This is a genomic window from Paramicrobacterium humi, from assembly GCF_900105715.1.
Taxonomy (GTDB): Bacteria; Actinomycetota; Actinomycetes; order Actinomycetales; family Microbacteriaceae; genus Paramicrobacterium; species Paramicrobacterium humi.
This window is the reverse complement of record NZ_FNRY01000001.1, coordinates 379,518-404,261: the sequence shown is the minus strand read 5'-3', so window position 1 is coordinate 404,261 and position 24,744 is coordinate 379,518. Positions and strand designations below refer to the sequence as shown.

At 70.0% G+C, this 24,744-nt stretch carries 24 protein-coding genes; 21 read left to right on the top strand and 3 right to left on the bottom strand.

Translation table 11 applies throughout. From position 1 onward, the window contains the following. Positions 1–19: 19 nt before the first annotated feature. The gene (locus BLV49_RS01970) at positions 20–406 is read left to right on the top strand and encodes a hypothetical protein (protein WP_143033930.1); all 387 of its coding nucleotides are present in this window, start codon (positions 20–22) and stop codon (positions 404–406) included. On the opposite strand, the gene BLV49_RS01965 is transcribed toward BLV49_RS01970, so the two are convergent. Then, complete coding sequence (locus BLV49_RS01965) at positions 387–1,757, bottom strand: FAD-dependent oxidoreductase (RefSeq protein WP_176980691.1); 1,371 nt, start codon at positions 1,755–1,757, stop codon at positions 387–389. The genes BLV49_RS01970 and BLV49_RS01965 overlap by 20 nt on opposite strands. 93 nt (positions 1,758–1,850) lie before the next feature. On the opposite strand from BLV49_RS01965, the gene glmS reads away from it, so the two are divergent. From glmS to BLV49_RS01920, 9 genes are read left to right on the top strand one after another with little or no spacing between them, the layout of a single operon-like run. Continuing rightward, complete coding sequence (gene glmS / locus BLV49_RS01960; protein WP_091179304.1) at positions 1,851–3,701, top strand: glutamine--fructose-6-phosphate transaminase (isomerizing); 1,851 nt, start codon at positions 1,851–1,853, stop codon at positions 3,699–3,701. Between the two features lie 19 nt (positions 3,702–3,720). Then, on the top strand, positions 3,721–4,089 hold the full coding sequence (locus BLV49_RS01955; protein ID WP_091179301.1) for a holo-ACP synthase: 369 nt from the start codon (positions 3,721–3,723) through the stop codon (positions 4,087–4,089). After that, the gene (alr, locus tag BLV49_RS01950) at positions 4,086–5,201 is read left to right on the top strand and encodes an alanine racemase (RefSeq protein ID WP_091179299.1); all 1,116 of its coding nucleotides are present in this window, start codon (positions 4,086–4,088) and stop codon (positions 5,199–5,201) included. Before BLV49_RS01955 ends, alr begins: the two co-directional genes overlap by 4 nt. Further along, complete coding sequence (gene tsaE, locus BLV49_RS01945) at positions 5,198–5,689, top strand: tRNA (adenosine(37)-N6)-threonylcarbamoyltransferase complex ATPase subunit type 1 TsaE (RefSeq protein WP_091179297.1); 492 nt, start codon at positions 5,198–5,200, stop codon at positions 5,687–5,689. The genes alr and tsaE overlap by 4 nt, the downstream gene beginning before the upstream one ends. Positions 5,690–5,698: 9 nt before the next feature. Next, the gene (tsaB, locus tag BLV49_RS01940; RefSeq protein WP_091179295.1) at positions 5,699–6,316 is read left to right on the top strand and encodes a tRNA (adenosine(37)-N6)-threonylcarbamoyltransferase complex dimerization subunit type 1 TsaB; all 618 of its coding nucleotides are present in this window, start codon (positions 5,699–5,701) and stop codon (positions 6,314–6,316) included. Then, positions 6,313–6,783, top strand: a complete 471-nt coding sequence (rimI, locus tag BLV49_RS01935; protein ID WP_091179294.1) for a ribosomal protein S18-alanine N-acetyltransferase — start codon at positions 6,313–6,315, stop codon at positions 6,781–6,783. Before tsaB ends, rimI begins: the two co-directional genes overlap by 4 nt. Then, positions 6,780–7,838 (top strand): tRNA (adenosine(37)-N6)-threonylcarbamoyltransferase complex transferase subunit TsaD, encoded by a 1,059-nt coding sequence (gene tsaD / locus BLV49_RS01930; RefSeq protein ID WP_091179292.1) that lies wholly within the window; start codon positions 6,780–6,782, stop codon positions 7,836–7,838. Before rimI ends, tsaD begins: the two co-directional genes overlap by 4 nt. A 32-nt stretch (positions 7,839–7,870) precedes the next feature. Beyond that, complete coding sequence (locus BLV49_RS01925; protein ID WP_091179290.1) at positions 7,871–8,467, top strand: DUF4190 domain-containing protein; 597 nt, start codon at positions 7,871–7,873, stop codon at positions 8,465–8,467. Between the two features lie 28 nt (positions 8,468–8,495). Next, entirely contained in the window at positions 8,496–8,951 is a 456-nt protein-coding gene (locus BLV49_RS01920; protein ID WP_091179287.1) for a DUF4190 domain-containing protein, read from the top strand. Here the strand turns inward: BLV49_RS01920 and BLV49_RS01915 are convergent. Next, entirely contained in the window at positions 8,948–10,153 is a 1,206-nt protein-coding gene (locus tag BLV49_RS01915; protein ID WP_091179285.1) for a class I SAM-dependent methyltransferase, read from the bottom strand. The two genes, BLV49_RS01920 and BLV49_RS01915, sit on opposite strands and share 4 nt — an antisense overlap. A 158-nt stretch (positions 10,154–10,311) precedes the next feature. Here BLV49_RS01915 and groES point away from each other — a divergent pair, with 158 nt between their 5' ends. The 3 genes from groES to rarD all read left to right on the top strand — a co-directional run bounded on the left by groES (position 10,312) and on the right by rarD (position 12,331). Continuing rightward, positions 10,312–10,608 (top strand): co-chaperone GroES, encoded by a 297-nt coding sequence (gene groES, locus BLV49_RS01910; protein WP_091179284.1) that lies wholly within the window; start codon positions 10,312–10,314, stop codon positions 10,606–10,608. 71 nt (positions 10,609–10,679) lie between these two features. Beyond that, positions 10,680–11,321 (top strand): HAD family hydrolase, encoded by a 642-nt coding sequence (locus tag BLV49_RS01905; protein WP_091179282.1) that lies wholly within the window; start codon positions 10,680–10,682, stop codon positions 11,319–11,321. Between the two features lie 83 nt (positions 11,322–11,404). Further along, positions 11,405–12,331 carry an EamA family transporter RarD gene (gene rarD / locus BLV49_RS01900; RefSeq protein WP_434061447.1) on the top strand — a complete coding sequence of 309 codons (927 nt, stop codon included), beginning with the start codon at positions 11,405–11,407 and terminating at the stop codon, positions 12,329–12,331. Between the two features lie 22 nt (positions 12,332–12,353). Here the strand turns inward: rarD and BLV49_RS01895 are convergent, their stop codons facing one another. Further along, positions 12,354–13,022, bottom strand: a complete 669-nt coding sequence (locus BLV49_RS01895) for a TetR/AcrR family transcriptional regulator (RefSeq protein ID WP_091179277.1) — start codon at positions 13,020–13,022, stop codon at positions 12,354–12,356. 69 nt (positions 13,023–13,091) lie between these two features. Here BLV49_RS01895 and BLV49_RS01890 point away from each other — a divergent pair, with 69 nt between their 5' ends. From BLV49_RS01890 to BLV49_RS01855, 8 genes are all read left to right on the top strand, one after another. Beyond that, positions 13,092–14,393, top strand: coding sequence for a glycosyltransferase (locus BLV49_RS01890; protein WP_091179275.1), 1,302 nt, complete (start codon positions 13,092–13,094; stop codon positions 14,391–14,393). 85 nt (positions 14,394–14,478) lie between these two features. Continuing rightward, on the top strand, positions 14,479–15,981 hold the full coding sequence (gene guaB, locus BLV49_RS01885) for an IMP dehydrogenase (RefSeq protein WP_091179272.1): 1,503 nt from the start codon (positions 14,479–14,481) through the stop codon (positions 15,979–15,981). Between the two features lie 230 nt (positions 15,982–16,211). After that, complete coding sequence (locus BLV49_RS01880; protein WP_091186604.1) at positions 16,212–17,330, top strand: GuaB3 family IMP dehydrogenase-related protein; 1,119 nt, start codon at positions 16,212–16,214, stop codon at positions 17,328–17,330. Between the two features lie 48 nt (positions 17,331–17,378). After that, positions 17,379–19,106, top strand: a complete 1,728-nt coding sequence (locus tag BLV49_RS01875; RefSeq protein ID WP_091179262.1) for a glycerol-3-phosphate dehydrogenase/oxidase — start codon at positions 17,379–17,381, stop codon at positions 19,104–19,106. Positions 19,107–19,234: 128 nt separating this feature from the next. Continuing rightward, positions 19,235–20,257 carry a 3-oxoacyl-ACP synthase III gene (locus BLV49_RS01870; protein ID WP_091186601.1) on the top strand — a complete coding sequence of 341 codons (1,023 nt, stop codon included), beginning with the start codon at positions 19,235–19,237 and terminating at the stop codon, positions 20,255–20,257. Next, on the top strand, positions 20,251–22,884 hold the full coding sequence (locus BLV49_RS01865) for an alpha/beta fold hydrolase (RefSeq protein ID WP_245723502.1): 2,634 nt from the start codon (positions 20,251–20,253) through the stop codon (positions 22,882–22,884). Before BLV49_RS01870 ends, BLV49_RS01865 begins: the two co-directional genes overlap by 7 nt. Further along, complete coding sequence (locus BLV49_RS01860; RefSeq protein ID WP_091179260.1) at positions 22,881–23,876, top strand: NAD-dependent epimerase/dehydratase family protein; 996 nt, start codon at positions 22,881–22,883, stop codon at positions 23,874–23,876. Before BLV49_RS01865 ends, BLV49_RS01860 begins: the two co-directional genes overlap by 4 nt. A 37-nt stretch (positions 23,877–23,913) precedes the next feature. Then, positions 23,914–24,741 carry an SURF1 family cytochrome oxidase biogenesis protein gene (locus BLV49_RS01855; RefSeq protein WP_245723501.1) on the top strand — a complete coding sequence of 276 codons (828 nt, stop codon included), beginning with the start codon at positions 23,914–23,916 and terminating at the stop codon, positions 24,739–24,741. Positions 24,742–24,744: the final 3 nt, after the last annotated feature.

Sequence of the window (24,744 nt, the reverse complement as noted above, 5' to 3'; positions counted from 1 at the left end):
CGCGCGAAAGGCGGAGACTTTGCCCTACGTGAACGGCAAGCGCATCGCTCAGATCATCGCCGTCGTGCTGGCGCTCGCCGCTGACGCGATGATCCTCTTCGGCACCCGCTACACGGACGTGACCTCAGATTCGAGCGGTCACGAGAGCACTGTCACGCGAAGCTTCCTCGAGGTGAACGGCCCGATGATCCTCATTTCGCTCGCCGTTCCCGTGGTCGTCGCGGCGCTTCCGCTGTTCTTCCCTCATCGCGGCTGGCAGGCCGCGTCGGTTGCGAGCGTCGTGCTGCTGGCGATCTTCGTGTTCCTCGGCGCACTCACGATCGGAGTGTTCTTCATGCCGGCGCTCATCGCTGCCATCGTGGGACTTGCGATGCGCCGGCCGGCGGTCACCCCTCGAACGGCGTGAGCTCGCCGAGCACTTCGTTCATCGCTTCGGCCGTCGACGGGTGCGTGTAGATGCGGTTCCTCAGCTGCGTCGCCGTCACTCCGGCGTCCATCGCGAGCGAGACGAGGTTGATCACGTCCTGCGCGTCGACGGAATACCAGGTGCAGCCGAGCACGGCATCGGTGTGCGCGTCGACGACGAACGAGATCACGCCGCGCGGGTCGCCCAGGATCTTGGGTCGCGGGCACGCGGCTATCTTCGCGACGGGCTTGCTCGAGGCGAGAACGGAATGTCCCGCGGCCGCTGCCTGCTCGGCTGTCAGCCCGACGGATGCGAACGGCGGAACGGTGAAGATCGTCGTCGGCACCGCTGTGCGGTCTGCCGTCGATCGGGTCGCATCGCCGGTCAACTGGTCGAGCACGATGCGGAAGTCGTCGAGCGAGATGTACGTCTGCTGCGGGCCGCCGTTGCAGTCGCCCACGGCGTAGACGCCGTCCGCGCTCGTGCGCAGCTTCTCGTCGACGACGATGTACCCGCGCTCGTCCACGTCGATTCCGGCCGCATCGAGGCCGAGGTCGTCGGTCGGGACCGAACGCCCGGACGCGAGAAGCACGGCGTCGCCGTTCCAGGTCCGCTCGCCCGCGTGCACGGTGAACTCGTGCCCCACCCGTTCGATCCGGTCGACCGAGAACCCGAGGTGCATGCCGATCCCGGCGTCCCTCAGGTCCTTCTCGAGCTCTGCGACGGCCGCCCGGTCGCGGCCGGGCAGCAGGCGCTCGGACCGTCCGAGCAGGTCGACCTGCGTGCCGAAGCCCGCGAACATCGTCGCGAACTCGACGCCCACGACGCCCGCGCCGATGATGACGAGCCGCGAGGGCCGCGGGGACGCGTGCTGAATCGTCGTCGAGTCGTACACTCCCGGCTCGTCTGCGCCCGGAATCCGCGTGCGGCCCGGCGTCGTCCCCACGTTGACGACGACGTTCTGCGCGAGCACCGTGACGGTCCCGCCGGCCGTCTCGACCTCGAGGCGCCTCGGTTCCACGAATCGCGCTCGGCCGTCGATCACGGTTGCCGAGTCGAGATCGTCGACCATGTGGAAGTTCACGTCGTTCATGGCGCCCGTGAGGGTGTCGCGACGCACGACGGACGTGGTGAACCAGTTGTCCGGATCATCGGAATCACGGCGCGTGCTCGCACTCGTGATGAGAGCCTTCGTCGGCACGCAGGCGACGTTGATGCACGAGCCGCCGTACATGCGCGGCGACTGCTCGATCAGTGCGATCTTCCGGCCCGAGGAAGCGAGGGTTCGCGCGAGGGTCTTGCCGCCTTTGCCCCAGCCGATCACTGCAAGCTCCACGTCGATGGTGTCCATGCGCTCCTCCTTGATCGCCGCTCGTTCGGCTGACCTCAGGGTATGCCGCCCGCGCGGTCGGACGCTCAGCTTTGTGCCCGTAAACTTGGGCCCATGTGTGGAATTGTGGGATACGTCGGCCAGCGCGACAGCATCGACGTACTGATGAACGGCCTCAGCAGGCTGGAATACCGCGGATACGACTCGGCGGGCGTCGCCGTCATCGGCGAAGACGGAACCCTGAGCACGCGCAAGCGCGCCGGCAAGCTCGCCGTTCTCGCGGAGGACGTCGCGGAGTCTCCCGTTCCGCAGAGCAGCACGGGCATCGGACACACGCGCTGGGCCACGCACGGCGGACCGACCGATGACAACGCCCACCCGCACTTGAGCGCCGACGGAAAGCTCGCGCTCATCCACAACGGCATCATCGAGAACTTCGCGGCGATCCGTGACGAGCTGCTCGCCGAGGGCTACACCTTCGCAAGTGAGACGGACACCGAGGCTGCCGCGATCCTGCTCGGCCGCGAATACGAGAAGACGGGCGACCTGCGTGCGGCGTTCCGACGCGTCGTGGGCCGCCTCGAGGGCGCGTTCACCCTCCTCGCCGTGCACCAGGACGAGCCCGACCTCGTCGTCGGCGCCCGCCAGAACTCCCCGCTCGTCATCGGGTTGGGCGAGGGCGAGAACTTCCTCGGCTCCGACGTCGCCGCTTTCGTCGAGTTCACGCGCTACGCCCTCGCGATCGGCGAGGGCCAGATGGTCGCGATCACGCCCGAGGGCGTCGAGGTCACCGACTTCGAGGGCAACCCCGTCGAGTCCACGCCCTTCGAAGTGCAGTGGGACGCGTCCGCCGCCGACAAGGGCGGCTGGTCGAGCTTCATGGCCAAGGAGATCAGCGAAGAGCCCGAGGCCGTGGCGAACACGGTCCGCGGTCGCGTCGGAGATGACGGGCTCGTGCACATTCCCGAGCTCGAGGGTCTCGACGAGCTTTTCGGCACGATCTCCCGCGTCGTCGTCGTCGCGTGCGGCACCGCCTCGTACGCCGGCATGGTCGGCAAGTACGCCATCGAGAAGTGGACGAAGCTTCCCGTCGAGGTCGCCCTCAGCCACGAGTTCCGCTACAGCGACCCCGTCATCGACGAGCACACGCTCGTCGTCTCGATCAGCCAGTCCGGCGAGACCATGGACACGCTCATGGCCGTCAAGTACGCCGCGGCCCACGGCGCGAAGACGCTCTCGATCTGCAACACGCAGGGCGCGACGATCCCGCGCGAGTCCGACGCCGTCGTCTACACGCACGCCGGCCCCGAGGTCGCTGTCGCGTCGACGAAGGCCTTCGTCGCGCAGATCACGGCCCTTTACCTGTTCGGCCTGCACCTCGCACGCGTTCGCGGCACCCTGTCCGAGCAGGCGCTCGCCGAGAACATCGCGCAGCTGCAGTCGGTGCCCGACAAGATCGCCGAGGTGCTCACCCAGCAGGACGAGATCGCCCAGCTCGCGCACTGGATGAGCGACTCCCGTGCGGTGCTGTTCCTCGGCCGCCACGTCGGCTACCCGATCGCGCTCGAGGGCGCGCTCAAGCTCAAGGAGCTCGCCTACATCCACGCCGAGGGCTTCGCCGCGGGCGAGCTCAAGCACGGCCCCATCGCCCTGATCGAGCCTGGCCAGCCCGTCTTCGTCGTCGTGCCGAGCCCGCGCGGCTCGCAGACGATGCACGCGAAGGTCGTCTCCAACATTCAGGAGATCCGCGCCCGCGGAGCGAAGATCATCGCGATCGCGGAGGAGGGCGACGTCGCCGTGCTGCCGTTCGCCGACACCGTCGTGCGCGTCCCTCTCGCAGCGCCGCTGTTCGAGCCGCTTCTCGCCGTCATCCCGACGCAGATCTTCGCGATGGAGCTCGCCACGGCGAAGGGGCTCGACGTCGACCAGCCGCGCAACCTCGCCAAGTCGGTGACCGTCGAGTAGCCATGAGCGCCGGTGAGCAGTGATCGTCGGAATCGGCGTCGACCTCGTCGACCTCGCGCGCTTCGAGCGGGCCGTCGACCGCACGCCTCGACTGCGTGAGCGGCTGTTCGCTGAGAGCGAACGGATGCTGCCGCTGCGCTCGCTCGCGGGCCGCTACGCCGCGAAAGAGGCGCTCATCAAGGCGCTCGGCAGCTCCGACGGTGTGCGCTGGCTCGACATCGTCGTGGACAAGTCGCCCGCGGGCGACCCGGGATTCACCCTATCCGGGTCGACGGCCGACGTCGTGCGGCGACGCGGGATCACGGCGCTGCACCTGTCGATGACTCACGATGCGGGAGCGGCCATCGCTTTCGTCGTCGCCGAGCGCGCAGAGGAGGCGGGCGCATGACGCTGTTCCGCGAAGCCGTCGTCGACCTCGGCGCGATCGCCGAGAACTATCGCGTGCTGCGCGAGCGCGTCGGCGTGCCCGCGCTCGCCGTCGTGAAGGCCGACGCCTACGGTCACGGCGCCGTGCCGGTCGCGAAGACGCTCGAAGCGGCGGGCGCCGACGCGCTCGGCACGGCTGACCTCGACGAGGCGCTCGCCCTGCGGGCCGCCGGCATTGCCGCTCCCATCCTGTGCTGGCTGCACGGCCCGGACACCGACTTCGCACCAGCGGTCGCGAACCGCATCGAGGTCGCCGTCTCGAGCGTCGAGCAGCTCGAGCGCCTCGCACGCGCGGCCCGTGCGGCCGCGGCATCCGATGTTCCCGTGCACGTGAAGATCGACACGGGACTCAGCCGCAACGGACTCGCGCCCGAGCTCGCGACCGAGCTGTTCGCGCGCGCCGCCGCACTCGAGAGCGAGCGCGTGCTGCGCGTGCGCGGACTCATGACGCACGTGTCGAACACCTCGCCGGAAGACGACCGCGCGGCGCTCGAGCTGTTCGCGCAGCTCACCACTGCCGCGCGCGACGCGGGGCTCGACCCCGAGCTGCTGCACGCTGCCGCGACCGCTGCCGCGCTGCGCATCCCCGATTCCCGGCTCACGATGGTGCGCCTGGGCATCGGGCTCTACGGCCTCACGCCGTTCGACGACGAGTCGAGCGCCGAGCTCGGCATCCGCCCCGCCATGACCCTGCGCGCGCAGGTCGCGGCCGTGCGGCGGGTGCCCGCTGGCGCCGGCGTCTCCTACGGCTACACGCACCGCACGCCCCGGCCGACGACGCTCGCGCTCATCCCGCTCGGCTACGCCGACGGCATCCCGCGGCAGGCGTCCGGCTACGCGACGGTGGCGATCGGCGGCGTGACGTGTCGCAACGTCGGTCGCATCGCCATGGACCAGTTCGTCGTCGACGTCGGCGACGCCGACGTGCGGGTCGGCGACGAGGCCGTGCTGTTCGGCGACGCGAGCGCGGGCGTGCCCTCCGCCGACGACTGGGCGGCAGCGGCATCCACCATCAACTACGAGATCGTCACGCGCATCGGCGATCGCGTGCCGCGCACTTGGATCGGCGCATGATCCAGATTCCCTCCACGACCGTGCTCGACACCGCCGACGACATGCACGCCTTCGGCGTCGAGCTCGGGCGGACGCTGAGCGCGGGCGACCTGCTCGTGCTCACCGGTCCGCTCGGCGCCGGCAAGACAACGCTCACGCGCGGCATCGGCGAGGGCCTCGGCGTGCGCGGGCCGGTCACGAGCCCCACGTTCGTTCTCGCCCGCACCCACCCGAGCCTTTCCGGTGGCGCGCCGCTCGTGCACGTCGACGCGTACCGCCTCGGCGACGCGATGGAACTTGACGACCTCGACATCGACTTCGCGGGCAGCGTCGTCGTCGTCGAATGGGGCAGGGGCATGCTGCACGGCGTCGCCGAGTCGTGGCTCGAGGTCGAGATCGACCGTCCGACGGGAGCCGTCGAGGCCGTCCACGGGGACGGGACGGATGCCGGCGACGAGGCCGACGAGCCCCGCACCGTGCGCATCAGCAGGGGCGCCGCCAGCGCGTAGGCTTGAGGCGTGCTTCTCGCCATCGACTCGTCCATCGGAACCTCCGTCGCGGTCGTCGACCACGATCGCGGCATCATCGCCGAACGCTCGAGCGACGACACTCGCGGGCACGCCGAGGTCGTCGGAGCGCTCATCCGCAACGTGCTCGAGGCGGCGGGCGTGCGCCCGGCCGAGCTCTCCGCGGTCGCCGCGGGCATGGGCCCCGGGCCCTTCACAGGACTGCGCATCGGCATCGCCGCAGCGCGCGCGTTCGCGTTCGGCGCCGGCAAGCCCGTGGTTCCGGTCGTCAGCCACGACGCGATCGCGGCCGACTGGTACGCGGCCGGCGGAACGGGGGAGCTGCTCGTCACGAGCGATGCCCGCCGCCGCGAGGTGTACTGGTCGCGCTACAGCGGAATGGATGCCGCCGGGCTGCCGATCCGCGTCGACGGGCCCGGCCTTGCCAAGCCGGCCGACGTCGAGGCGGGGGAGGCGACGCGATTCGACGCCGTCCGCGTTCCCGCGGGGCAGCTCGGCATGATCGCCGAGAACACGTGGGCAGCGGGCCGTGCCTTCGCGGCCGACGAGCCGCTGTATCTGCGCTCGCCCGATGTGTCGCCCTCCGCGGGCAAGCGAGTGACGGCGTGAGCGCGCTGCGTCGTGCGACCGCGGACGACCTCGACGCGATAATGCTGCTCGAGACGGTCACGTTCGCACCCGACGACTGGTCGCGCGACTCGATGCGCGCCGAGCTCGAGAGCGAGCACACGCGCTACCTCGTCGCCGAAGCGGAGGACGGCGCGATCATCGGCTATGCCGGAGTCCTCGCGCCGAGCGGCAGCACCGACGCGGACATCCAGACGATCGCCGTCGCAGCCGAGCAGCGCCGCGCCGGCATCGGCCGCGCCCTCATGCGCGCGCTCATCGCGCATGCGGCATCCGTCGGCGCTCGCGCCGTGTTCCTCGAGGTGCGCGCCGACAACCCCTCGGCCCAAGAGCTGTACCGCACGCTCGGCTTCAGCGAGATCGGCGTGCGTCCCCGCTACTACCGCGGCGGCATCGACGCCGTCGTGATGAAGCTCGACCACCCCGAAAACCGCACAGGAGCAGCATGAACCGCGAGAACCCGCTCGTGCTCGGCATCGAGACGAGCTGCGACGAGACCGGAATCGGCATCGTGCGCGGCTCGCAGCTGCTGTCGAACACGATCTCCTCGTCGATGGAGCAGCACGCGCGCTACGGCGGCGTCGTGCCCGAGGTCGCCGCGCGCGCCCACCTCGAAGCCCTCGGCCCCGCCCTCACCGCTGCCGTCGACGAGGCCGGCATCGCCGTGAGCGACATCGACGCCGTCGCCGTCACGAGCGGCCCCGGTCTCTCGGGCGCCCTCATGGTCGGGGTCGGCGCTGCGAAGGCGCTCGCGCTGTCGCTCGGCAAGCCCATCTACGCCGTCAACCACCTCGTCGGACACGTCGGCGCCGACATCCTCGACGACCGCGGCGAGCCGTTCGAGTACCCCACGATCGCGCTGCTCGTGTCGGGCGGTCACACCTCGCTGCTTCTCGTGCGCGACCTCACGAGCGACGTCGAGCTGCTCGGGGAGACGATCGACGACGCGGCGGGGGAGGCGTTCGACAAGGTCGCGCGCATCCTCGGCCTGCCGTACCCGGGCGGCCCTCAGATCGACAAGGCCGCCGCCGAGGGGGACCCGACGGCGATCCGCTTCCCCCGCGGACTGAGCCTGCCGAAGGACATGGCGAAGCACCGCTACGACTTCTCGTTCTCGGGACTCAAGACCGCTGTCGCGCGTTGGGTCGAGCAGAAGCAGGATGCCGGCGAAGTCGTGCCCGTCGCGGACGTCGCCGCATCGTTCCGCGAGGCCGTCGCCGACGTGCTGCTCACCAAGGCCGTGAACGCCTGCAACGACTACGGCGTGCCCCGACTGCTTCTCGGCGGAGGCGTCGTCGCGAACAAGCGCATTCGCGAGCTCGCGGTGGAGAGAACGGATGCCGCCGGCATCGCGCTGCGCATCCCGCCGCTGTCGCTGTGCACCGACAACGGCGCCATGATCGCCGCGCTCGCCGCCCAGCGCATCATGGCCGGGCACGAGCCCTCGACGCTCGATTTCGGTGCTGACTCGACGCTCCCGGTGACCGAGATTCAGGTAGCGTGAATCCAAACGCCGCACGCGCGAGGAGGGCAGAGATGACAGAGGCGAACGAGCCGGACGTGCCGCCGCGTCCGCCCCTGCCGGTCCAGCCGTCGCGCGAGCAGCCGGAGGGCCAGCCGCAGGTCCAGCAGGAAACGGACGCCTGGGCGCGCCCCGGCGGCGACCCCGCACGCGCTCCGTGGAACCAGCCCGCTCCGCCGGCCCCGCAGCAGACACCGCAGGTCCCCGACTACGGGCAGCAGAGCTACCCGTCACCCGGCTATCCGCAGGGTCAGCAGGCGCCATACGCGCAACCGCCGCAGGCGTACCCGCCGCAGCCCTATCCGGAGCAGGCTCACGCCGAGCACGCGCCGGTCGGATACGGCGGCTATCCGCAGCCGCAGGCCCGGCCGCGCACGCCGAAGAAGGGCCTCGCGGCCCTCGTACTCGGCATCATCGGCGTAATCGGAGGCGTGTTCTTCGGCTGGACGATCCCGCTCGCGGTCATCGCGATCATCCTCGGCTTCATCGCACGCCGCAACCCGAACGACGACCGCACCTTCGCACTGTGGGGCATCCTCACGGGGTTCGCGGGGACTGTCTTCGCCCTCGGCTGGTTCACCTACAGCATCATCTACGTCCTGACGAGATGACCCTCGTCGCCACAGAAAGGCACCCCTCATGAGCGACACCCCGCAACAGCCCGGCCCCCAACAGCCCGGCCCCCAGCAGCCGCAACAGCCGCAACAGCCTCAGCAGCCTCCGCAGTACGGGCAGCAGCAGCCGCCGTCGTATCCTCAGCAGCCGCCCGCGTACGGCCAGCAGGCCCCGGCGTACGGGCAGCAGCCCGCCGGGTACGGGCAGTACGGCTACCCTCAGCCGCCGCGCACGAACGTTCTCGCGATAATCGCGCTCGTCGCCGCGTTCGTGTTCTCGCCGGCCGCGATCGTGTGCGGGCACATCGCCCGCAAGCAGATCCGCCAGACCGGCGAGCAAGGCGACGGGCTCGCCCTCACCGGCCTCATCCTCGGCTACATCTTCACCGCCATCGCCGTCATCGCCATCGTGATCTGGATCATCGCGCTCATCGCGGTGATCGGAACCGTCGGCGTGACCGGAGGCGCCATCAACTCCTAGTCGTCTGAGGCGCCGCCCGCCCGCTCGACAACGAGCGCGGTGTGGCGGCCGTCGACGCGCGTGAGCACGAGCGTCGCCGAGCTCGCCCCGCGCGGGTTCAGGCGCTTTCGGAACGCCGCGGGATCCAGATCGACGCCGCGCTTCTTGATCTCGAGCGTGCCGATCTCGTTCTGCTTCACCCACCGACGCAGCGCCTTCTCGTCCAGCGGCATCCGCTCGATCACCCGGAATGCCGTCGCGAACGGCGTCGCCGTGAGCTCGTCTCCGCTGAGATACGCGATGCCGTCGCTGAGCGGCGCCGCCCCGATCTGTCGGGCGAGGTCGCCGATGAGTCGCGCCCTGATCACGGCGCCGTCCGGCTCATAGAGGTACTGCCCGAGCTCGCGCACGGGCTCGTCCTCGGCGTCCGAGGCGGCCGACAGCTCGTGGCTGCCCTCCCGGCCGAGAACGAGAGCAGAACGACGGATGCCGTCACGGGCGAGGCCGCCGAACCAGAGCCCGAGCTCGACGACGCTGCCGTCGACGCTCACCCACTGCGCCTCGGCGGCGTCGGGAATGATGTCGCGGTCGATGCCGGGGCCGAGCTTCACGCCCGTCGGCATCCGACTCGCCGTGTCGAAGACGAAGTCGAGCGACGGCGTGTAGTCCTCGGGACGGGTGAGCCTCGCCGTGTTCTGGTGTCCCGCCGTGCGCCTGGCCGGGTCGAAGTAGACGGCGTCGAACTCGGACAGATCGACGTCTTCCGCGCGCGCATGCCGGGCGGTCGCCGTGTGGAACGGGGCGAGGTTGTAGGCGGCCATCGTCGCGGTCACCTCGTCGGCGTCGACGGCGGTGACCTGCAGATCGAGAGCGGCGAGGGCCATCGCGTCTCCGCCGATGCCGCAGCCGAGGTCGGCGACGCGCGTGAGCCCCGCTCGCGCAAACCGCCCGGCGTGCAGGGCCGCGACCTTGAGCCGCGTCGCCTGCTCGAGGCCCGCTTGCGTGAACAGCATCCGATCGGCGAAGCCGCCGAACTTGGGTCGCGCGTGGCGCCGCAGACGGGACTGCGTGAGCGCGGCGGAGACGAGCTGCGGGTCGTGACCCGCCTTGCGCAGCGCCGACACGGTGGCGACGAGGTCGGTCGCCTCGCCCTGCGCCGAGACCTCGTCGAGCAGGGCGAGGCCCGTCGGAGTGAGAAGCAAGACCAGCTCGGCGCGTTCCATTCCGTCAACGTATCAGCACGTGGCCGCACGCCCTCAGCGAAACCCGACCCACAATTGGCACTCACGTTGCACGAGTGCCAGTGCATCCGTAAACTTGCAGTTAGCACTCGCGTAGTGAGGGTGCTAACTCAAGTCTTCTTACGAGAAAGAGGTCAACCGTGTCGGTCTCCATCAAGCCGCTCGAGGATCGCATCGTCATCAAGCAGGTCGAGGCAGAGCAGACAACTGCGTCGGGTCTGGTCATCCCTGACACCGCCAAGGAGAAGCCGCAGGAGGGCGAAGTTGTCGCCGTCGGCCCCGGCCGCATCGACGACAACGGCAACCGCGTTCCGCTCGACGTCGCCGTCGGCGACAAGGTTCTCTACTCGAAGTACGGCGGAACCGAGGTCAAGTTCGGCGCTGACGAGTACCTCGTGCTCTCGGCTCGCGACGTTCTCGCAGTCGTCGAGCGCTAAGCTCACGCTGCAAAGCGAAGACCCGGCGGTCACCCGCCGGGTCTTCGCTTTTCCCGCCTACACTGTGGGGCATGGCCGCCCCACGTGTCTTCGTCTTCGACATCGACGGCGTCGTGCGCACCTTCCGTCCCGAGCGCATGGCCGCGCGGCTGCGCGACGAGCTCGATGCACCGCTCGGCGTCATCGAGCGGGTCGCGTTCAGCGAGCCACTCGCGCGCGAGCTCGTCGAGGGCCGGCTGACGCGCGCCGCGTGGGTCGAGGTCGTGGCCGAGCGCGTCGCCCGTCACGCGCGGCACCCGGAACACGCCGCCTCCGTCGTCGCCGAATGGGCGAGCGACACGGGCCAGCTTGTGCCGCGCACGATAGCGCTCATCGACGAGCTGCGACGCGAGCACCCCGTCTTCGCCCTCACGAACGGCACCGACACGACGCGGCAGGAGCTCGAGGCACACGGGATCCTCGGTCATTTCGTGCGCGTCCTGAACTCCTACGAGATCGGCGTGGCGAAGCCGGACCGCGCGTGCTTCGCGGCCGCGCACGCGGGCATCGAGGCCGCTCTCGGCCACGCCGTGGACGCGGCATCCGTGCACTTCACCGACGATCTCGAGAACAACGTGGCCGCCGCGACCGAGTTCGGCTGGCACGCTCGCGTGTTCACGGACGCGGAGTCGCTCGCGCGCTCGATCAGGCAGCTGCTCGGCACCGCGAACTGAGCCGAGCCTCCGCCTGCGGAAAAGCCGGCCGTCCGGACCGGCAGGCACCCGGATCGGGCCGGCGGAGCGGTACTGTCGTGACAGTGAGTTCTCCTGCGACATCGGCCGTCAGCCGGCCCGGCATGGGCTATGCCGCCTCGGCGTACATCCTCTGGGGCGCGCTCCCGCTGTACTTCGTCGCGCTCCTGCCCACGGGGCCGTTCGAGGTCGTCGCGCTGCGGATTCTGTTCTCGCTCGTGTTCTGCGCGATCCTGCTCACCGTCATGCGCGGCTGGCGGGCGTTCCTCGGCCTGTTCCGGTCAGGTCGCGTGATGCTCGCGATGGCAATCGCGGCAGCGCTCATCTTCGTCAACTGGCAGACCTACGTCATCGGCACCCTCTCCGGACACGTCGTCGAGGCGTCGCTCGGATACTTCATCAACCCGATCGTGACCGTGTTCCTCGGCGTCGTCTTCCTGCACGAACGGCTCCGCGGCCTGCAGTGGGTCGCCGTGGGCATCAGCATCCTCGCGGTCATCGTTCTGTGGGTCGCCTACGGCAACCTGCCGGTGATCGCGCTCGTCCTCGCGTTCTCGTTCGGCCTGTACGGGCTCATGAAGAACCGCGTCGGCACGCGCGTCGACGCCGTCTCGGGGCTCACCCTCGAGACGCTGTTCCTCGCACCGGTCGCTGCCGTCGAGCTCGTCTGGGTCGGCATGACGACGGGCATCGTTTTCGGCACGGCGGGGGCGACGAACGTCGTTCTCCTCATCGGCTCTGGCGTCATCACGGCGGTTCCGCTGCTGCTGTTCGCCTCGGCCGCCCGTCGGCTGCCGCTCGTGTACATGGGACTGTTCCAGTATCTCGCCCCGGTGCTGCAGTTCATTGTCGGCGTCGTGATCATGCGCGAGCCCATGCCGCCCGAGCGCTGGGTCGGCTTCGGTCTCGTCTGGCTCGCTCTGATCGTGCTCACTGTCGACATGGTGCGTCACTCCCGATCGGTGCGGCGCCGCACGCTCGAGCTCACGTGAGCGGCGCTGGCGCCGCTCGCTCTCACACCTCGAGGGCGAGTGCGGCCGTGACGGCGCTGACGAGCCAGTCTCGGTAGCGGCTGAACGACCAGCCGGCCTGCGTGACGAGCTGCTCGTGGCTCTCGGGCGACATGAGGAACGAGAGCGAGTCTGCAAGACGGTTGAGCTGCTTCGCGTCGCGCTTTCCCGTGACGAGACCGCGCTCGTAGAAGAGGTGCGCGGCGGCACGGTAGTCGGCCTTTCGGCGCGAGCTGAGACCGTCGAGCGCCTCGCGGACGGCGGGCTCCCCGGACGCGGCGCTCACGAAAGCGGACCAGAGCCCGCTCGTGCGCGCGTTTGCCTCGGCGATGAACCCCACGGCTTCCGCGAGGAAGGCGTGGTCGTCGGGAATCTGCATGATCCGCTGCAGGTCGGGGCTCTCGGTCAGCGAGCGCTGCCCCTCGGCGCCGCCGAACGCCGTCTCGAACGCGGAGAGCAGCAGCCGGCCCTTCGGACCGTGCACCTTCACGCTCTCGACGGAGACTCCCGCCCCGGCGGCGATATCCGACAGCGATGTTCCCGCATAGCCCTTGTCGGCGAAAGCGCTCGACGCCGCGGCGAGGATTCGGCTCTTCGTCTGCAGCGCCTGTTCTTCACGCAGGCGCGACCGGTAGCGGCGCGGGGCAGGAGAGGACGAATCCGCGGATGACATATTGACTACCCTTCAAATGTAGTGAATACTTCTCACATTCATTCAATTCTAGATCAGAATCGAGAAGACATGACCTCCATCCTCGTGTGCAGCACTCCGGTGCACGGCCACGTGACCCCCGTGCTCGCGGCTGCACGCTTTCTCGTCGACCAGGGGCACGCCGTCTACCTGCTCACCGGCGCCCGCTACGCCGATCGAGTGGTCGCGACCGGCGCCACCTTCCTGCCCCTCCCGGCGGAGGCCGACTACGACGACACGGACATGGATGCCGCGTTCCCCGGTCGTGTCGGCCGCACGGGTCCTGACGGCATCCGGTATGACATGACGACGATCTTCCTCGCCCCCGCCATCGCGCAAGCCGCCGCGGTCGACAGCGCTGTCGCCGAGTACGCAATCGAGGTCGTGCTCGCCGAGAGCCTGTTTCTCGGTGCCGCCGGTCTGTGCGCGAGGCCGCGGGCGGCGCGACCGCCGATCATCAACCTCGGCATCGTCCCTCTCGGTCTCAAGCATCCCGATGTCGCCCCCTTCGGGCTGGGGATTCCGCCGCTGCCCGGGGCAGCCGGTCGGCTGCGGAACGCGCTGCTCACTCTCGTCGCCGAGAAGGGCATTTTCGCTCCCGTGCAGCGGGAGGCAGAACGAGTGGTCCGCGCGATCAGCGGCGCCGAGCCGCGCGGGTTCATTCTCAACTGGCCGTCAGCGGCCGACGCGATCGTTCAGTTCACCGTGCCCGAGTTCGAGTACCCGCGCACTGTAATCCCGGAGAACGTGCACTTCGTTGGCCCGATCTCTCGCACGCAGCCCTCCGACACCCCGCTGCCCCGTTGGTGGGGCGACCTCGACGACGGCCGTCCCATCGTGCACGTCACACAGGGAACGGTCGCGAACCGCAACTTCAACGACCTGCTCCTGCCGACGATCCGCGGCCTCGCCGCCGAGGACGTCTGGGTCGTGGCGAGCACCGGCGGCCGCCCGGTCGCCGAGCTCGACGGGGACCTGCCCGCGAACGCCCGCGTTGCCGACTACCTGCCGTATGACCGGCTCCTGCCGCGCACCTCGGCGTACGTCACGAACGGTGGATACGGCGGCGTGCACTATGCGATGGAGCACGGCGTGCCGATCGTGATCGCCGGAACCACCGAAGACAAGGTCGAGGTGTCGGCGCGCGTCGCCTGGTCGGGCGTCGGACTGCGTTTGCGCACGAACAGCCCGACGGCGAACCAGGTCGCGGCGGCCGTGCGGCGAATCCTGCGCGAGCCGGAGTTCGCCGCGCGCAGCGCAGCCGTGGGCGCCAGCATCCGTCGATCGTCGGGTCTCGCCGGATTGGAGGGCGTCGTTCTCGCTCACGCAAAGGGCCTCCGTCACGCGGCATAAACACCCGTGCCCGATGGTTACCATGGATTACCGGCGCCACACCCCTCTCTTCGCCGGTTCTCCCACCCACCCTCGAAGGGAAGCAATGGACAACACGGACCCGTTCGGTTACGTCGGCCTCACCTATGACGATGTGCTGCTTCTTCCGGCGCACACGAACGTCATCCCGAGCGAGGCGGACACCTCGTCTCGCCTGACAAAGCGGATCACCGTGGCAACGCCCCTGCTCTCCAGCGCGATGGACACCGTCACCGAGGCGCGCATGGCCATCGCCATGGCGCGCGAGGGCGGCATCGGCATCCTGCACCGCAACCTCTCGATCGCCGACCAGGCCGAGATGGTCGACCTCGTGAAGCGCAGCGAGTCGGGCATGATCATCGACCCCGTCACCACGACCGCTGACGCTACCGTCGCCGAGGTCGACGAACTCTGCGGGCAGTTCCGCGTCTCCGGACTCCCTGTCGTCGACGAGGCCGGGGTGCTGCAGGGAATCGTCACGAACCGCGACATGCGCTTCGTTCCCGATGACGAGAAGTCCACGACACCGGTGTCGCAAGTGATGACCCGGATGCCGCTGGTCACCGGCAAGGTCGGCATCTCGCCCGACGACGCGATCGCGCTGCTCGCGAAGCACCGCATCGAGAAGCTCCCGCTCGTCGACGACGCCGGCGTGCTCACGGGACTCATCACCGTCAAGGACTTCGACAAGAGCGAGAAGTACCCGCTCGCGACGAAGGACGAGAGCGGCCGCCTGCGCGTCGGCGCGGCCATCGGCTTCTTCGGCGACGCGTGGGAGCGCGCGTGCGCGCTGCGCGACGCGGGCGTCGACGTCCTCGTCGTCGACACCGCGAACGGCGACTCCGAGGGCGTGCTCGAGATCATCCGCCGCATCAAGTCCGACCCCTCGTTCGAGAGCGTCGACGTCATCGGCGGCAACGTCGCGACGGGCGACGGCGCCCGCGCGATCGCCGAGGCCGGAGCGGATGCCGTCAAGGTCGGCGTTGGCCCGGGCTCCATCTGCACGACGCGCGTCGTCGCGGGCGTCGGCGTGCCGCAGGTCTCCGCCGTGTACGAGGCGTGGAAGGCCGTGAAGGACCTCGACGTGCCGATCATCGCCGACGGCGGACTGCAGTACTCGGGCGACATCGCGAAGGCGCTCGTCGCCGGCGCCGACTCGGTCATGCTCGGCTCGCTGCTCGCGGGCTGCGACGAGTCGCCGGGCGAGCTCGTCTTCCAGGGCGGCAAGCAGTTCAAGACCTACCGCGGCATGGGCTCGCTCGGCGCGCTGCAGACGCGCGGGAAGAAGACGTCCTACTCGAAGGACCGCTACTTCCAGGCGGACGTGCCGAGCGACGACAAGCTCATCCCCGAGGGCATCGAGGGGCAGGTGCCCTACCGCGGCCCGCTCTCGGCCGTCGCCTACCAGCTCATCGGCGGCCTGCGTCAGTCGATGTTCTACGTCGGGGCGCGCACGATCACCGAGCTCAAGCAGCGCGGGAAGTTCGTGCGCATCACGCCCGCCGGACTCAAGGAGTCGCACCCGCACGACGTGCAGATCGTCGTCGAGGCGCCGAACTACCGCAAGTAGGTGACCTCGAAAACGACACGGTCGTGGATGCTGTCGTTGCGCAGCTTCCGCGGCCGTTTCGCGTTCTGCCTCGCCGTGCCATCGGGCACGGAACCGCCCGCCGGATCATCGTGCTGGGTGAGGCCGCGGTCATTCGCATCGCACGCGATACATCAGCCTCTGTGGAACGCGAGCGCTGTGTTCGAGCCATGGGCGCCGTCAGGCCGCCGCGATAGGGTGGAGTTGTGAGCATCGAAACCGAAATCGGCCGCGCCAAGCGGGCGCGCACCACATTCTCGTTCGACGACGTCGCGATCGTGCCGTCCCGACGAACGCGCGACCCCGAAGACGTGTCGACGACGTGGACGATCGACGCCTTCACCTTCGACACCCCGTTCATCGCCGCGCCGATGGACTCGGTCGTCTCACCGACGACGGCGATCATGATCGGCAAGCTCGGTGGCCTCGGCGTCCTCGACCTCGAAGGCCTGTGGACGCGCTACGAGGACCCGGAGCCCGTGCTCGCCGAGATCCGCTCGCTGCCGAGCGACCGCGTCGTCGAGCGGCTTCAGCAGCTGTACGCCGAGCCGATCAAGGCCGAGCTCATCACGCGTCGCCTCGCCGATATCCGCGAGGCGGGCGTCACCGTCGCCGGCTCGCTGTCGCCGCAGCGCACGCAGGAGTTCTACCAGACGGTCGTCGACGCGGGCGTCGACATCTTCGTCATTCGCGGCACAACGGTGTCGGCCGAGCACGTCTCGCAGAACCAAGAGCCGCTCAACCTCAAGAAGTTCATCTACGAGCTCGACGTCCCCGTCATCGTCGGCGGTGCCGCGACCTACACGGCCGCGCTGCACCTCATGCGCACGGGCGCGGCGGGCGTGCTCGTGGGCTTCGGCGGGGGAGCGGCGTCCACGACGCGTGCGACCCTCGGCATCCACGCCCCCATGGCGACGGCCGTTGCCGATGTCGCCGGCGCTCGCCGTGACTACCTGGACGAATCCGGCGGACGCTACGTGCACGTCATCGCCGACGGCGGTCTCGGCACCTCGGGCGACATCGTCAAGGCGATCGCGTGCGGCGCCGACGCCGTCATGCTCGGCACGACGTTCGCGCGCGCGACCGACGCCCCGGGCGGCGGCTACCACTGGGGAGCGGAGGCGCACCACTCGCTGCTGCCGCGCGGCAACCGCGTCGAGGTCGGCACGACGGGCACGCTCGAAGAGATCATCTACGGCCCCGCCGTGACGCCCGACGGCACCGCGAACCTGCTCGGCGCCCTCAAGCGCTCGATGGCGACGACCGGGTACAGCGACCTCAAGGAGTTCCAGCGCGTAGAAGTGGTTGTCGCGCCCTACAGACTGCGTTAGCGTCGAACCTGAGGGCGGAGCGCCGTAGCCGCCCGGTTGGAGGTTCGAATGAGCGCCAGGAAGACCGTCGCACGGTCACGCAAGCTCGGTCCCGACGAGCGAGCCGAAGCCATCGAGGCGATGAAGTCGAAAGAACTCGACATCCTCGTCATCGGCGGCGGCATCGTGGGAGCGGGAAGCGCGATGGATGCCGTCACGCGGGGCCTCTCCACCGGCATCCTCGAGGCCCGGGACTGGGCGAGCGGCACATCGAGCCGGTCGTCGAAGCTCGTGCACGGCGGCATCCGCTATCTCGAACAGCTCGACTTCGGACTCGTGCGTGAGGCTCTGATCGAGCGCGGCCTTCTGCTGCAGCGCATCGCGCCCCACCTCGTGAAGCCCGTGCGCTTCCTGTACCCGCTGACCAAGCCGATCTTCGAACGGTTCTACATCGGAACGGGGATGCTGCTGTACGACATCTTCAGCTACACGGGCGGCCGACCGCCCGGAGTGCCGCACCACCGGCACCTGTCGAAGCGGCAGCTGCAGAAGTCGATCCCGTCGCTGCGCAGCAACGCCTTCGTCGGGGGCCTCACCTACTACGACGCGCAAGTGGACGACGCGCGCTACACCGCGACGCTCGTGCGCACGGCCTCCTCGTACGGGGCGCACGCGGCGAGCCGCGTGCGCGTCGAGGGCTTCCTCAAGGTCGGCGAACGCGTCGTCGGCGTCAAGGCGCACGACCTCGAGACCGACGAGCACTTCGAGGTCAAGGCGAAGCAAGTCGTCAACGCGACGGGCGTGTGGACGGACGACACGCAGTCGATGGTGGGGGAGCGCGGCCAGTTCAAGGTGCGCGCGTCGAAGGGAATCCACCTCGTCGTTCCGCGTGACCGCTTCCAGTCGACGATGGGCATGATCCTGCGCACCGAGAAGAGCGTGCTCTTCGTCATCCCGTGGGGACGGCACTGGCTCATCGGCACGACCGACACCGACTGGCACCTCGACAAGGCGCACCCCGCTGCGACGGCCGCCGACATCGACTACCTGCTCGAGCACGTGAACGCCGTGCTCGCGGTTCCGCTCACTCGCGACGACGTCGAAGGCGTGTACGCGGGCCTTCGCCCGCTGCTCGCGGGGGAGAGCGACGAGACCTCGAAACTCTCGCGCGAGCACATCGTCGCGCACTCGGTCCCCGGCCTCGTCGTCGTCGCCGGCGGCAAGTGGACAACCTATCGCGTGATGGCGAAGGACGCGATCGACGCGGCCGTCGACGCTCTCGACGGCAAGATCGCCGAGTCCGCGACCGAGAACATCTCGCTGCTCGGCGCCGAGGGCTACCAGGCGGCGTGGAACAAGCGCGGCAAGATCGCCCGCGCGTTCGGCGTGCACAAGGCGCGCGTCGAGCACTTGCTCAACCGCTACGGCGTGCTCACCGACGACATCCTCGACCTCATCCGCGACCGGCCCGAGCTGCAGGAGCCGCTGCCCGGCGCCGACGACTACATCAAGGCCGAAGTGATCTACGCGGCGACGAGCGAGGGAGCGCTGCACGTCGAGGACGTGCTCGCGCGTCGCACGCGCATCTCAATCGAGGCGTGGGACCGAGGCGTCTCGGCGGCTCCCGTCGTCGCGGAGCTCATGGGCGAAGTGCTCGGCTGGGACGAGGCGAAGAAGGAGTCCGAGGTGCAGCACTACCTGCAGCGCGTCGCCGCCGAGCGCGCTTCGCAGCAGCAGCCCGACGACGAGTCCGCCGAGCGCGTGAGGCTGGAGGCTCCCGACATCTCACAGGCCTGAACGCGGCGCGGCGGATACTCCGTCGCGGTGCTCCCTGCAAGCCCCCAGCGGCACAGGGAGCGTTCAGAGGGTGCGCCGATAAACTGGCAGTCTCGGCAGTGAAGAGCGCTCGCCAGACGGAGGACCACGTGATCGGCAATGCAACAACTCGGTTCAGCAATGCCGCTTTGCTCTCCGTCGCGAGCACGCTGCCCTCACGCGTGACGACCTCGGCTGACATCGAGCTGCGACTCGCCTCGGCCCTCAAGAGGCTCCGCCTGCCGGGCAGCCTGCTCGAGCGCGTCGCGGGAGTGATGGAGCGGCGCAACTGGGCGCCTGACGAGAACTCCGACGACGCGACGGTGGCGGCGGGCAAGCGCGCGCTCGACGAGGCGGGCGTCGCGGCATCCGACATCGGACTGATCGTGAACACCTCGGTCACGCGCAAGCACCTCGAGCCCTCGGTCGCCGTGCGCCTGCACCACGGGCTCGGACTGCCCAGCTCTGCCGTGAACTTCGATGTCGCGAACGCGTGCCTCGGCTTCGTCAACGGCATGAGCCTCGCGGCCGGCATGATCGACTCCGGGCAGATTCGGTACGCCCTCATCGTGAACGGCGAAGACGCCGACGAGATCCAGACCAACACCGTGACCCGGCTGCTGCGCGACGACGTGAAGCGCGACGACTTCATGAGCGAGTTCGCCTCGCTCACGCTCGGCTCCGGCGCAGCGGCCGCCGTGCTCGGCCCCGTCGACGGTCACCCCGGCGGGCACCGCATCCTCGGCGGCGTCACGCGCGCCGCAACGCAATTCCACGGCCTGTGCGTCGGCAGCACCGACGGCATGTTCACCGACGCGAAGGCGCTGCTCAAGGGCGGCCTCGATCTCGTCGTCTCGGCGTGGAAGGAAGCGTCGAAGGACTGGAACTGGGGCGGCATGGACCGCTACATCACTCACCAGGTGTCGTCCGTGCACACCGACGCGATCGTGAAGGCCGCGAAGCTCGACCGGCGCCGTGTGCCGGTGACCTTCCCGTGGCTCGGCAACGTCGGCCCCGCCTCGATCCCGATCACGCTCGTCGAGGAGGCCAAGAGCCTCGTGAAGGGCGACCGCGTTCTGCTCATGGGCGTCGGCTCCGGCCTCAACACGGCCATGATGGAACTGGCGTGGTGACAGCCCGACCGACCCGGCTCCCCGCATCTCGGCCGACTCTCGGTCTCGCCGAGCTCGACGCGCGCCTCAGCCGCCTCATCGAGGTTCCCGGAGGCGGCATCGACGCGGGCGAGACGCGCACGTGGCACTACCTCGACAACATCGACCGTCTCGCCGGTGAACGGCCCGCGGGAACCATCCTCGCCGTCCACGGCAACCCCACCTGGTCGTACCTGTGGCGCCGCATCGTCACCGCGGCCGCCGACCGTGAGCAGCCGTGGCGCGTGATCGCCGTCGACCAGCTCGAGATGGGATTCTCCGAGCGCACCGGCGCACACCGCACGCTCGCGCAGCGCGTCGACGACCTCGGCGCCTTCACCGAAGCGCTCGAGCTCGAGGGACCTGTCGTCACGCTTGGCCACGACTGGGGAGGCGTCATCTCGCTCGGCTGGGCCCTGCATCACCGCGAGCTGCTCGCCGGCGTCGCCGTCCTCAACACCGCCGTGCACCACCCCGCCGGCCGACCCATCCCCGCACCGCTGCGTCTCGCCGGTGCCCGCGGCATGCTCGCTGCGGGCACGCAGGCGACGAGCGCGTTCCTCGACGTCACTCTCTCCCTCGCGCACCCGCCGCTCACGCTGCCCATCGCCGCCGGCTACCGCGCTCCCTACCGCTCGGCGGCCCGCCGCGACGGGATCCGCGGCTTCGTCGCCGACATCCCCGCCGACGACCGGCACGAGAGCCGCCCGGCGCTCGACGCCATCGCGGAGGGTCTCCGCAGCCTCGACGTGCCCGCGCTCATGCTCTGGGGCCCCCGCGACCCGATCTTCAGCGACCGGTACCTCGACGACCTCATCGACCGGATGCCGCACGCCGACGTGCACCGCTTCGAAGGCGCCGGGCACCTCATCGCCGAAGACGCGCCGTACGCCGACGCCATGCTCGACTGGCTCGCCGAGCGCGTCGCGTCGACAGGTGGGACGGATGCCGCCGAGTCGGCGCCCGCTCCCACGCCGTTCACTCCGCTGTGGAGCCGCCTCGAGGAGCACCGCGACGACACCGCGCTCGCCGTCGCGGACATGTCCGTAACCGAGCCCGTTCGCGTGAGCTGGTCACAGCTGGCGCGCCGCGTGCGGCAGCTCGCCGCCGGGCTTCACTCGATCGGCGTGCGCAAGGGCGACCGGGTCTCGCTTCTCGTGCAGCCAGGCCCCACCCTCACGGCCGTCGTCTACGCGTGCCTTCGCATCGGCGCCGTCGTCGTCGTGGCCGACGCGGGACTCGGCGTCGCCGGCCTCGGCCGCGCCATCCGCGGCGCACAGCCCGACGTGCTCATCGGCGACGCGAAGGCGCTCACGGCGGCGCGCGTGCTCGGCTGGCCGGGCACGCGCGTGTCGACGACGACGCTTCCACGCGGCTCCGCCGCGGCGCTCGGCGTCGCCCACACGCTCGTCGAGCTGACCGAGCGCGGTTGCGACGAGGCGCTCCCGCCGGAACCCGAGGCCGGCGACGAGGCCGCCGTGCTGTTCACGTCCGGTTCCACAGGCCCGGCGAAGGGCGTCGTCTACACGCACGCCGAACTGTCGGCCATGCGCGACCTCATCGCCGACCACTTCGACGTGACCGCCGACAGCGGACTCGTCACGGGCTTCGCGCCGTTCGCGCTTCTCGGTCCCGCGCTCGGCACCCGCTCGGTCACCCCTGACATGGACGTCAGCCGACCCCGCACGCTCACGGCGGCCGCCGTCGCCGCCGCCGTTCGCGCCTCGCACGCGCGCATCGTGTTCCTCTCACCCGCGGCGATCCTCAACGTCGTCGACACGGCGAGCGAGCTGACGGACGGCGACCGCGAGGCGCTCGCCGGCGTCGACACCGTGCTGTCCACAGGGGCGCCCATCAGTGAGCAGCTGCTCGCGTCAGTGGCGCGCGTCCTGCCGAATGCGACCGCGCACACCCCGTACGGCATGACCGAGTGCCTGCTCGTCACCGACACGACGCTCGACGGCATCCGCGACGCGAGCGCCGCTCCCGACCGTGGCGTGTGCGTCGGCCGGCCGATCGGCGAAGTCCGCGTGCGCATCAGCGCCCTCGACGAGGCAGGCGCGGCGACAGGGGAGCCCGGCGAGGAGCCGGGCGTGCTCGGCGAGATCGTCATCTCCGCACCGCACCTCAAGGACCACTACGACCGGCTCGCCCTCGTCGACCGCGCGTCGCGCCGTGACGTGCCGACGGACGGCCGCTGGCACCGCACGGGCGACATCGGCCACCTTGACGCCGACGGCCGGCTCTGGGTCGAGGGCCGACTGCAGCACGTCATCTCGACAGAACATGGACCCCTCGCTCCGGTGGGGCCCGAGCAGGACATCGAATGCGTCGACGCGGTGCGCCGCGCGGCCGTCGTCGGCGTCGGACCGCAGGGAGTGCGCCGAGCCGTCGCCGTCGTCGAGACCATCGAACCCGCCCGCGCCGCGCGGCTCGCGGCCCCCGACCTCGCCGCCGCCATCCGCGACAGCTGCGCCGAGCCGCTCTCCGCCGTCTTCGTCGTGCCGCAGCTGCCGTGCGACATTCGGCACAACTCGAAGATCGACCGCTCGCGACTGTCCGACTGGGCCGAGCGGATGCTGTCAGGCAGCCGGGTGACCGCGCCATGATCGTCGTCGCCACGGGAGCAAGCGGCCTGCTCGGCCGCTCCGTCGCCGAGCGGTTGCGCGACGCCGGGCACGAGGTGCGCGCCCTGCAACGCCGACCGAGCGGCGTCTCCGGGGTGACCGATGCGATCGGCTCGGTGACGGATGCCGCGGCCGTCGCCGCCGCCCTCGACGGCGCCGACGCCGTCGTCCACATGGCGGCGAAGGTGTCGCTCGCCGGCGACCCGCGGGAGTTCGACCGCGTGAACGTGGACGGCACGCGCATCGTCCTCGACGCGGCACAGCGCGCGGGCGTCTCCCGGTTCGTTCAGGTGTCGTCTCCGTCCGTCGCTCACGCAGGCAGTTCGCTCACCGGTGTCGGGGCGGAGCCGGCGGTTCCCGAGCGCGCCCGCGGCGACTACGCGCGCACGAAGGCGAAGGGCGAACTGCTCGCCCTCGGCCGATCGAGCAGCGACTTCCCTGTTATCGCGGTGCGCCCGCACCTCGTGTGGGGACCGGGCGACACGCAATTGGTCGAGCGCATCATCGACCGTGCCCGGCGCGGGACGCTGCCGCTTCTGAACGGCGGGACGGCGCTCATCGACACGACCTACATCGACAACGCGGCGAGCGGCATTGTCGCGGCGCTCGACGCCGCCCCTCGAGTGGCCGGCCGCAGCTTCGTGGTCACGAACGGTGAACCGCGACCCGTCGCCGAGCTGTTCGCCGGCATCTGCGCCGCCGCAGGGGTTCCCGCGCCGCGGTGGAGCGTTGCCGCGGGACTCGGCAAGGCGGCCGGAAGCCTCGTCGAACGGCTGTGGGCGATCCGGCCGGGGGAGGACGAGCCGCCGATGACGCGCTTCCTCGCCGAGCAGCTCTCGACCGCGCACTGGTTCGATCAGCGGGAGACCCGCGCCGCGCTCGACTGGGCGCCTGCCGTCAGCATCGACGAGGGCTTCGAGCGGCTTGCGCAGTACTACGGCGGCCACAGCCTGCCCACAGCGGCGGCTCGATAGGCTCGACTCGTCCCCTGTGGGACCTGTCTTCGAAAGAGTGAGCACCATTTCCCGACGCGACCCGGACCAGCCCGTCACGCTGCTTCGCACCATGCTCTCGGCGCGTTGGCTCGCGCTGCTCGTGCTCGCCCTCCTTGTCGCCGCGGCCTTCGCCGCCCTCGGCAAGTGGCAGCTCGAACGCGCCTACCGTGCCGCACCCACCCAACAGACCGCGCCGACGGAGACCGTCATGCCGATCGGTGACGTGGTGAAGCCGCGCAGCCTGCTGCGCGATATCGCGGTGGGGCAGCGCACAAGCGTGGACGGCACGTTCGAGCCGAAGGACTACATCGTCATCGCCGACCGGATCAACGGCGACGACACCGGGTACTGGGTGAGCGGACACCTCGTCACCGACGCGGGCGATCACCTCGCCGTCGCGCTCGGCTGGACCGCGACCCGGGAGAAAGCGGTGGAGGCCGCCGAGCGACTGAACGCCGAGCCGGCCGGCGCGGCGGAACTGACGGGGCGCGTGCTCTCGACGCAGTTCCCCGAGGTCGACGAGAAGCGGCCGTTCGAGCTCACCACGATGGCGGTCGCGGCGCTCGCGAACCGCTGGCACGACATGGCCGACGGGCAGGTGTACGAGGTGTACCTCGTCTCAGCCGAAGCGCCGGCCGGTCTCGAGACCATCGACGCTCCGCCGCCCGCCCAGGACGTGGAAGTGAACTGGCTGAACATCTTCTACGCCGTCGAGTGGGTCGTGTTCGCCGGCTTCGCCGTGTTCCTCTGGTACCGGCTCGCGAAGGACTCGTGGGAGCGCGCCGAAGAGGTGCGCGAGCTCGCGGCATCCGAAAATCAGACAACGAGTGAGAACGTAAACTAGACC

Coding starts and splice junctions, on each gene's coding strand:
- BLV49_RS01965 (WP_176980691.1), bottom strand. CDS start 1,757: ATGGACACCATCGACGTGGAGCTTGCAGTGATCGGCTGGGGCAAAGGC.
- glmS (WP_091179304.1), top strand. CDS start 1,851: ATGTGTGGAATTGTGGGATACGTCGGCCAGCGCGACAGCATCGACGTA.
- alr (WP_091179299.1), top strand. CDS start 4,086: ATGACGCTGTTCCGCGAAGCCGTCGTCGACCTCGGCGCGATCGCCGAG.
- tsaE (WP_091179297.1), top strand. CDS start 5,198: ATGATCCAGATTCCCTCCACGACCGTGCTCGACACCGCCGACGACATG.
- tsaD (WP_091179292.1), top strand. CDS start 6,780: ATGAACCGCGAGAACCCGCTCGTGCTCGGCATCGAGACGAGCTGCGAC.
- BLV49_RS01925 (WP_091179290.1), top strand. CDS start 7,871: ATGACAGAGGCGAACGAGCCGGACGTGCCGCCGCGTCCGCCCCTGCCG.
- BLV49_RS01920 (WP_091179287.1), top strand. CDS start 8,496: ATGAGCGACACCCCGCAACAGCCCGGCCCCCAACAGCCCGGCCCCCAG.
- BLV49_RS01915 (WP_091179285.1), bottom strand. CDS start 10,153: ATGGAACGCGCCGAGCTGGTCTTGCTTCTCACTCCGACGGGCCTCGCC.
- BLV49_RS01905 (WP_091179282.1), top strand. CDS start 10,680: ATGGCCGCCCCACGTGTCTTCGTCTTCGACATCGACGGCGTCGTGCGC.
- BLV49_RS01895 (WP_091179277.1), bottom strand. CDS start 13,022: ATGTCATCCGCGGATTCGTCCTCTCCTGCCCCGCGCCGCTACCGGTCG.
- BLV49_RS01890 (WP_091179275.1), top strand. CDS start 13,092: ATGACCTCCATCCTCGTGTGCAGCACTCCGGTGCACGGCCACGTGACC.
- guaB (WP_091179272.1), top strand. CDS start 14,479: ATGGACAACACGGACCCGTTCGGTTACGTCGGCCTCACCTATGACGAT.
- BLV49_RS01875 (WP_091179262.1), top strand. CDS start 17,379: ATGAGCGCCAGGAAGACCGTCGCACGGTCACGCAAGCTCGGTCCCGAC.
- BLV49_RS01860 (WP_091179260.1), top strand. CDS start 22,881: ATGATCGTCGTCGCCACGGGAGCAAGCGGCCTGCTCGGCCGCTCCGTC.